Origin of the sequence: Streptomyces yerevanensis, assembly GCF_000716805.1 — a bacterium.
GTDB lineage: Bacteria > Actinomycetota > Actinomycetes > Streptomycetales > Streptomycetaceae > Streptomyces > Streptomyces flaveus.
In genome coordinates, this window is record NZ_JNWJ01000128.1 from 1 (window position 1) to 7,842 (window position 7,842).

A 7,842-nucleotide genomic window follows, 5' to 3' on the forward strand; every position below is an offset into this window, starting at 1 on the left:
GATCGCGGCCAGCCGGACGGGCGGCAGACCGGCCCCGAAGACCGTGTTGACGTTGCGGTAACCGGCCGCGTGACTGCGGCCGGCCATGCCGGCGCCGATCACCGCGACGGAGAGGGGCTTGGCGGACGTGGTCATGGCGGTGCCCTTCAAAGGAGTGATGATCAGGCGGCGAACCGCCGGCGGAGGTGGGACTGACGGTGACCGCGTTCGAGGGGTAGGCCCGCAATGGGGCTGTCGCGATCGTCGCTCAGTTGGAGGTGGGGAAGTTGAAGCCGGCGGTGAGTTGCTGGGCGGGTTGGGGCCAGCGGGTGGTGACGACCTTGGGGCGTGTGTAGAAGCGGAGGCCTTCGGGGCCATGGATCGGCGAGTCACCGATGAGGGAGTCCTTCCAGCCGCCGAAGGAGTAGTACGACATCGGGACCGGGACCGGGACGTTGATGCCGATCATGCCGACCTTGATCTTGCGCTGGAAGCGGCGGGCGGCCTCGCCGGAGGCGGTGAACAGGGCGGTGCCGTTGCCGTAGGGGTTGGCGTTGATCAGGTCGATGGCCTCGTCGAGGGACGCGGCGCGGACGATCGCGAGGACCGGACCGAAGAGCTCCTCCCGGTACGCCTCCATCTCGGTGGTGACGTGGTCGAGGAGGGATGGGCCGGTGAAGAAGCCGTCGGCGTACGCGGGGTCGTCGATCTTCAGGCCGCGGCCGTCGACGACGACGGTGGCGCCCTCGGCGTGGGCGGTGGTGACGGCGTTCTCGACGCGTTCCTGAGCGGCCTTGGTGACCAGCGGGCCCATCTCGGTGCCGGGCCGGTCGCCCGGGCCGACCTCAACCTCACGGGCCTTGCGCTCCAGTACCGCGACCAGGGCGTCGGCCGCGTCACCCACGGCGACGGCGACGGAGACGGCCATGCAGCGCTCGCCGGCCGAGCCATAGGCCCCGGCGGTGATGTGGTTCGCGGCGAACTCGAGGTCGGCGTCGGGCAGGACGACGGCGTGGTTCTTGGCGCCGCCGAGTGCCTGGACGCGCTTGCCGTGTGAAGTCGCCTGCTCATGCACGTACTTGGCGATCGGCGTCGATCCCACGAAGGACACCGCCTCGATGCCGGGGTGGATCAGGATCGCGTCGACCGCGTCCTTGCCGCCGTGCACGACGTTGAAGACGCCGTCCGGGAGACCGGCCTTCTGGTACAGGCCGGCGACGAAGTTCGCGGCCGACGGGTCGCGCTCGGACGGCTTGAGAATGAAGGTGTTGCCGGTCGCTATGGCGATGGGGTGCATCCACAGGGGCACCATGGCAGGGAAGTTGAACGGTGTGATGCCCGCGACAACCCCCAGCGGCTGGCGGAAGTTGTGCACGTCGATGCCGCGGGAGACCTGGTCGGAGAAGGAGCCTTTGAGGACGTCGCCGAGGCCGCAGGCGAATTCGACGACTTCCCGGCCGCGGGTGATCTCGCCGCGGGCGTCGTCGACGGTCTTGCCGTGCTCGGCGGAGATGATCCGGCCGAGTTCTTCCTCGTGGTCGAGGAGGAGCTGGCGGAAGGCGAACATGACCTGGGTGCGCTGGGTGAGGGAGGACTCCGACCAGGTCTCGAACGCGGCGGAGGCGGCCTGCACGGCAGCCTCCACGTCGGCGGCTGTGCCGAGGACGACCTGGGCCTGCTCGGCACCGGTGGCCGGGTTGAAGACCGGCTGGGTGGCGGTGGCGGCGCCCTGCCTGGCGGAGCCGTTGATCCAGTGCTGGATGGTGGTCACGGTGCGGGTTTCCTTCGGGGACGAGAGTGTTACAGGTAGTGGCGCTGAGCCTGCTTGTGGGCGGTGTACGTGTCGTATGCGGCGCGGGTGGTGTCGAGGGCGGAGGTCTGGCTGACCGGGACCTCCCACCAGCCGTGGCCGGGCGGGTTGGGTCCGTAGAGGTCGGTCTCGACGTGCACGACGGTGGTGCGGGTGGCGGCCTTGGCCTTCTCCATCGCCCAGCGGAAGTCCTCGACGCTGGTGGCGTGCAGCACGTCCGCGCCGAGCGAGGAGGCATTCGCTGCCAGGTCGACGGGCAGGACATCGCCGTCCAGCTGGCCCGAATCGCCGTTGCGGTAGCGGTACTTGGTGCCGAAGCGCTGTGAGCCGAGCGACTCCGACAGGGCGCCGATGGAGGCGAAGCCGTGGTTCTGGACGAGGACGATGATGACCTTCAGTCCCTCGGAGACCATGGTCACGATCTCCTGAGCCATCATCAGATACGAGCCGTCGCCGACCAGCACGACGACCTCGCGCGACGGATCGGCCATCTTCGCACCGACGCCGGCGGCGATCTCGTAGCCCATACAGGAGTAGGCGTACTCCACGTGGTAGGCCTTCGGATCGCGGGCCCGCCACAGCTGCTGGAGGTCACCGGGCATCGACCCCGCCGCATTGATCACGACCGCCCGGTCATCGAGGACGCCGTTGAGGGCGCCCAGGATCTGCGTCTGGGCGGGCAGGTCACCGATGTTGCGGCCGGGGGCGAAGCACTCCTCCTCGATCTCCCTTGTACGGGCGATCAGTTGACGGGTCCGCTGCCGATACGACGGCTCCACCTCCCAGTCCGTGAGCGCTCCGGCGAGGGCCTGGATGCCGAGTCGCGCGTCGGCGACCAGGGGTTCGGCGGAGTGCTTGACGGCGTCGAGGCGGGCGACGTTGAGGTTGACGAAGGTGACGTCGGGGTTGCCGAACACGGTGTGGCTGGCGGTGGTGAAGTCCGAGTAACGGGTGCCGATGCCCAGCACGACATCGGCCTCGCGAGCCAGCTCGTTTGCCGCGTACGAGCCGGTGGAGCCGATGCCGCCGACCGCGCAGGGGTGGTCCCAGGGCACAGCGCCCTTGCCGGCGTGGGTGTCGGCGACCGGGACGCCGGTCGCCTCGGCGAAGGCGCGCAGCGCGGTCTCGGCGCCGGAGTAGACGGCGCCCCCGCCGACGACGATCAGCGGCTTCTTCGTGTTCCGCAGCAGCGCCGCGGCCCGCTCGACCGCGGCCGGCTCGGGCACCGGGCGGCCCACATGCCACACCCGGCGCCGGAAGAACGACACCGGCCAGTCGTACGCCTCCGCCTGCACGTCCTGAGGCAGCGCGAGCGTGACAGCGCCGGTCTCCACCGGATCGGTCAGCACCCGCACCGCGGCCAGCGCGGCCGGGATGAGCTGCTCGGGACGGGAGATGCGGTCGAAGTACTTCGATACGGCCCGGAAGGCGTCGTTGACGGTGACATCCCCGCCGCGGGTGTCCTCCAACTGCTGCAGCACCGGGTCGGCGGCACGCGTGGCGAACATGTCGGACGGCAGCAGCAGCACGGGCAGCCGGTTGGTGGTGGCCAGCGCCGCACCCGTGATCATGTTCGTCGAGCCGGGGCCGGTGGAGGCCGTGCAGGCGAAGGTGGCCAGCCGGTCGCGCATCTTGGCGTAGGCCACCGAGGCGTGCACCATGCCCTGTTCGTTGCGGGCGAGGTAGTAGGGCAGGTCGGCCTCGCCGGTGGTGGCGGCCTGCAGCAGGGCCTGTCCGACGCCGGCGACGTTGCCGTGGCCGAAGATGCCCCACACGCCGGGGATGAGCCGCTGTTCCTGGCCGTCGCGCTCGCTGTACTGGTTGGCGAGGAAGCGCACCAGGGCCTGGGCGGTGGTGAGTCGTACGGTGTTCATCGCTGGCGGGATCCTTCGAAGGGGAGCCGGTCGTCGACGTCCTGGGACCGCCAGGTGTCGCGGACCCAGCCGTGGGCGGGGTCGTCGCAGATCAGCCAGGCGCGGTCCTGGCCGGGACCGGCCATGACGTTGAGGTAGTAGAGGTCGTAGCCGGGCGCGGCGATGGAGGGCCCGTGCCAGCCGTGCGGGATCAGCACCGTGTCCCCGGAACGGACCTCGGCGAGCACGTCGATCGGCCGCTCGGGAGTGCCGTAGACCCTCCCCCACGCTCGGCTTCGCTCGCGCGGGGGCACCCCCAGGTAGCCGAAGCCGTTCCCATCGCCGGCGACCTCGAAGTAGTAGATCTCCTCCAGCTCCGACTCGACGCCCGGGCGGGCTTCGTCGTGCTTGTGCGGCGGATACGACGACCAGTTGCCACCCGGCGTGAGGACCTCGCACACCAGCAGCTGCTCGGCCTCGAACGTCCCCGGCAGGCAGTAGTTGTTGACCTGTCTCGAACACGCGCCCGCACCGCGCAGTTCGACCGGGACGTCCTCCTTGCGCCCGTACCGAGCTGAGTGACCTCCCTGCTCGGTACGGGCGGAGGGCAGCGCGAACCTCCCACCGTTTGCACTGCTGATCAGGGCCTCCGACGCGCGCGGCAGGTACGCGAAGTCGGTGACCGAGGCGAACACCCCCGTCCTGCCATCGAGTTCGAAGGCCTGCCCGTCGACCGTGACGGTGCAGCCGCCCGACAGCGGCAGCACCAGGAACTCCGACTCCTCGGTGGACAGGGCGTGCGCCTCGCCCGGCCGCAGGGTCAGGATCCTGAGGCCGGAGTGTCCCCAGCCCGCCGACTCCGGCGTGACCAGGAGGTCGTAGGGCCCGTCGGCCGAAGTTCCGTTCGGCAGGTAGTACTTGCTCGTCCCGGTCACAGCAGGCTCACCGCCTTGTCGACGGCGCCGGCGACGTCGCCGCCCGCGGGGTAGAGCAGGGAGCGGCCCACGACCAGGCCCTGCGCGGTGGGCTGTTTCAGTGCCTTGCCCCAGGACTCGAAGGCCGCGTCGGCATCCTTGACCTCGCCGCCGAGCAGAAGGGCGGGCAGGGTGGAGGAGGCCAGGACGCGTTCCATGTCGTCCACGACCGGCAGCTTCAGCCAGGTGTAAGCGGTGCGCCGGCCCAGCCCGGAGGCGATGGTGATCGACTTGATGACGGCGTCCGTCGACAGGTCGTTGCGAATCCTCCCGTCCCGCCAGGCGGACATGAACGGCTCGACCATGGCGATCAGCTGACGGTCGTTGAGCTCGTCGACGGCGCGGGCGGTGTTCTCCAGCACCGACGGGGTGGCCGGATCGTCCAGGGCGATGCGGGTGAGCATCTTGCCGCCGTCGAAGCCCATCGCGGCGATGGTCGCGGCGTCGTAGCCGGTGAACCGGTCGTCGATCTCGAACACCGAACCTGCGAGACCCGCCCGGTTCATGGAGCCGAAGACGCTCTTGCCGTCGAGGACGTCGAGCAGCAGCAGGTCTTCGAGGATGTCGGCGGTGGCCAGCACACCGGTCACGCCGGGCCGGTTCAGAGCGATGCACAGCCGGTCCAGCAGCCGGGCGCGGTCGGCCATCGCACTCGGGTCACCGCCGACGCCGCCCGCGCCACGCGCCGGATGGTCGGCGGCGATGATCATGGCTTTGCCGTGCTCGCCGAGCAGCGAAGAGGCTCTCACACGGCGTGCGGCGGCGGCCGCGATGGCGCCGGGGTCGCCCACCCGGGCGGACACGATCCGGCTCAAGTTGTCGGACAGCACGGCGTCACGCCTTTCGTTCTACGGAGGTGGGGGCGAGGGAGGCGGCCTCGCGGAGCTTGGCGTCGACCTCGGCCTCGGTCGGCATGGCGTCGGAGCAGGACAGCCGGCCGGCGACGACGGCACCGGCGGCGTTGGCGAAGGTCACCGTGCGCCGGGTGTCCCAGCCGGACAGCAGCCCGTGGCACAGGGCGCCGCCGAAGGCGTCCCCGGCGCCGAGCCCGTTGACCACGTCCACCGGCACCGGGGGGACCTCGACGGCAGAGCCGTCCCGGTCCATCGCCAGCACACCCTTCGGCCCCTGCTTGACCACGGCCAGCTCCACCCCGGCGGCCAGCAGCGCCTTGGCGGCGGCGTACGGCTCGCGCTCACCGGTGGCCACCTCGCACTCGTCGAGGTTGCCCACCGCCACCGTCATGTGCCGCAGCGCCTCGGTGTAGTACGCGCGTGCCTGGGACGGATCCGTCCAGAACATCTGCCGCCAGTCCAGGTCGAAGACCGTCGGCCCGGCCTTCGCCCGGGTGGCCAGCGCGGCCAGCGTGGCCGAACGGCTCGGCTCCTCACTCAGTCCGGTCCCGGTCACCCAGAAGATCCCGGCGTCGCGCACCGCGTCCAGGTCCAGTTCACCGGCCTCGATGTCCAGGTCGGGCGCCTTCGGCAGGCGGTAGAAGTACAGGGGGAAGTCGTCCGGCGGGAAGATCTCGCAGAACGTCACCGGCGTCGGCGCGATGTCCGACGTACCCACGAACCGGGCGTCGACGCCGTAACCCTCCAGCGCCTGACGGACGAAGTCCCCGAACGGGTCCCGGCCGGTCTTGGTGATCACGGCGGCGGAGTGGCCGTAACGGGCGGCGGCCACGGCCACGTTCGTCGGGCTGCCGCCCAGGTACTTGCCGAACGAGGTGACCTCCGCCAGCCCCACGCCCGTCTGGAGCGGATACACATCTACTCCCACCCGGCCGATGGTCAGCACTTCGAACGGCATTTCTCTGGTTTCCCTTCGCTCCGGAGACTCCGGGGAGTGGTGGATTTAAAACTCTTCAGCAACGCTTCTGGAAGTGCGATGCCCCATCACGACCAGGTGGTCAGGTACTCGTCGATCTTCTTGCGCATGAACACCGAGGACTCCTTGGCGCGTTCTTCCCAGGCGAACACGCAGGCGGTCAGCGTGCCGTCGAAGCCGTTCGCGCGCAGCTCACGGAAGAGCTCGTCGAAGTCCACCTCGCCCTGCCCCATGTCGAGGTGCTGGTGGATGCGGGCCGGGGTGCCGGGCGGGTTGAGGATGTAGCGGTTGCCCGAGGACGCCGTGTGGTCGAGGGCGTCGGCGAGGTGGACGTGGGTGAGCAGGTCGCCCGCGTACTCGATGATGCCGGGGGCGTCGTTGCCGATGTGGAAGGTGTGCGGGGCGCAGTAGAGGAACGTGACGTTGGGGTTGTTGATGCCCCGGATCAGGTTGATTGCGTCGTAGCCGTTCTCGATGAAGTCGTCCGGGTGCGGCTCCAGCGCCAGCTTGACGCCCTCGCGCTCGAACACCGGCAGCAGCTCGTCCAGCGACTTCCAGAACTGCGCCTCACTGCGGTCGGGGTCCTCCGGTCGCCCGTTGAACTCCGAGATCATGCTGTCCACGCCGAGGTCGGCGGCGATCTGGATCGAGCGCTTCCAGTACCGTACGGCGGCCTGCCGGGCATCCTCGTCCGGGCCGGACCAGCGGAACAGCGGCAGCAACGAGGAGATGCCGACGCCCGCCGCGTCCAGCGCCTTACGGAACTTCCGCACCGTCGCGTCGTCCACGCGCGGATGACGGAAGAAGGGAATGAAGTCCTCCCGGGGAGACAGCTCGATCCACTCGTAGCCCAACTCGGCCACTACAGAAGGCAGTTCGAGCAGGGGCACGTGACGGATCATGTACGGGTCGAGGGCGATCTTCATGGGGAAATGCCTTCGGATCAGGGTGACGGGGGCGGAGTGTCGCTGTCGCCGTACGCGTGCGGCGACGCCGTTGTCAGGGAGGTGAGACCTCGGACGAGGCCGCCACGGGTGCGGTGAGGTCTTCCTCTTCCGGGAGTTCATCGACGTCGACGCCGCGGACCTGCGCCAACTCGTGTTTGAGCGCGGCGAGTTCGGCACCGCCCGCCATGTGGTTGGTGAGCTCTTCCAGGCTGACCTGGCTGCGGTCGGCGGACAGTTCCATGGTGCCCAGGCGCAGCACGCTGAAGTTGTCGCCGACCATGTAGGCGTGGTGCGGGTTGTGGGTGATGAAGATGACGCCGAGTCCGCGGTCGCGGGCGGCGGCGATGTATTTCAGCACGACGCCGGACTGCTTGACGCCGAGCGCGGCGGTCGGCTCGTCCAGGATGAGGACGCGGGCGCCGAAGTAGACGGCGCGGGCGATGGCCACG

At 69.7% G+C, this 7,842-nt stretch carries 7 protein-coding genes; all 7 read right to left on the reverse strand.

Annotated features, from left to right (window positions below):
* Nucleotides 1–247: 247 nt before the first annotated feature.
* Nucleotides 248–1,750 (reverse strand): CoA-acylating methylmalonate-semialdehyde dehydrogenase, encoded by a 1,503-nt coding sequence (locus tag OP79_RS47775; RefSeq protein WP_033329503.1) that lies wholly within the window; start codon nucleotides 1,748–1,750, stop codon nucleotides 248–250.
* A 29-nt stretch (nucleotides 1,751–1,779) separates the two neighbouring features.
* Nucleotides 1,780–3,663, reverse strand: coding sequence for a 3D-(3,5/4)-trihydroxycyclohexane-1,2-dione acylhydrolase (decyclizing) (iolD, locus tag OP79_RS47780; RefSeq protein WP_033329504.1), 1,884 nt, complete (start codon nucleotides 3,661–3,663; stop codon nucleotides 1,780–1,782).
* Complete coding sequence (gene iolB / locus OP79_RS47785) at nucleotides 3,660–4,577, reverse strand: 5-deoxy-glucuronate isomerase (protein ID WP_033329505.1); 918 nt, start codon at nucleotides 4,575–4,577, stop codon at nucleotides 3,660–3,662. Before iolB ends, iolD begins: the two co-directional genes overlap by 4 nt.
* A complete protein-coding gene (locus OP79_RS47790) occupies nucleotides 4,574–5,446 on the reverse strand; it encodes a Cgl0159 family (beta/alpha)8-fold protein (RefSeq protein WP_033329506.1) in 873 nt (290 codons plus the stop codon). The genes iolB and OP79_RS47790 overlap by 4 nt, the downstream gene beginning before the upstream one ends.
* 4 nt (nucleotides 5,447–5,450) lie before the next feature.
* On the reverse strand, nucleotides 5,451–6,428 hold the full coding sequence (gene iolC / locus OP79_RS47795) for a 5-dehydro-2-deoxygluconokinase (RefSeq protein ID WP_033329507.1): 978 nt from the start codon (nucleotides 6,426–6,428) through the stop codon (nucleotides 5,451–5,453).
* 86 nt (nucleotides 6,429–6,514) lie between these two features.
* Nucleotides 6,515–7,372, reverse strand: coding sequence for a sugar phosphate isomerase/epimerase family protein (locus OP79_RS47800; protein ID WP_033329508.1), 858 nt, complete (start codon nucleotides 7,370–7,372; stop codon nucleotides 6,515–6,517).
* A gap of 73 nt (nucleotides 7,373–7,445) precedes the next feature.
* A partial coding sequence (locus OP79_RS47805) for a sugar ABC transporter ATP-binding protein (RefSeq protein WP_033329509.1) occupies nucleotides 7,446–7,842 on the reverse strand: 397 nt, incomplete at its 5' end.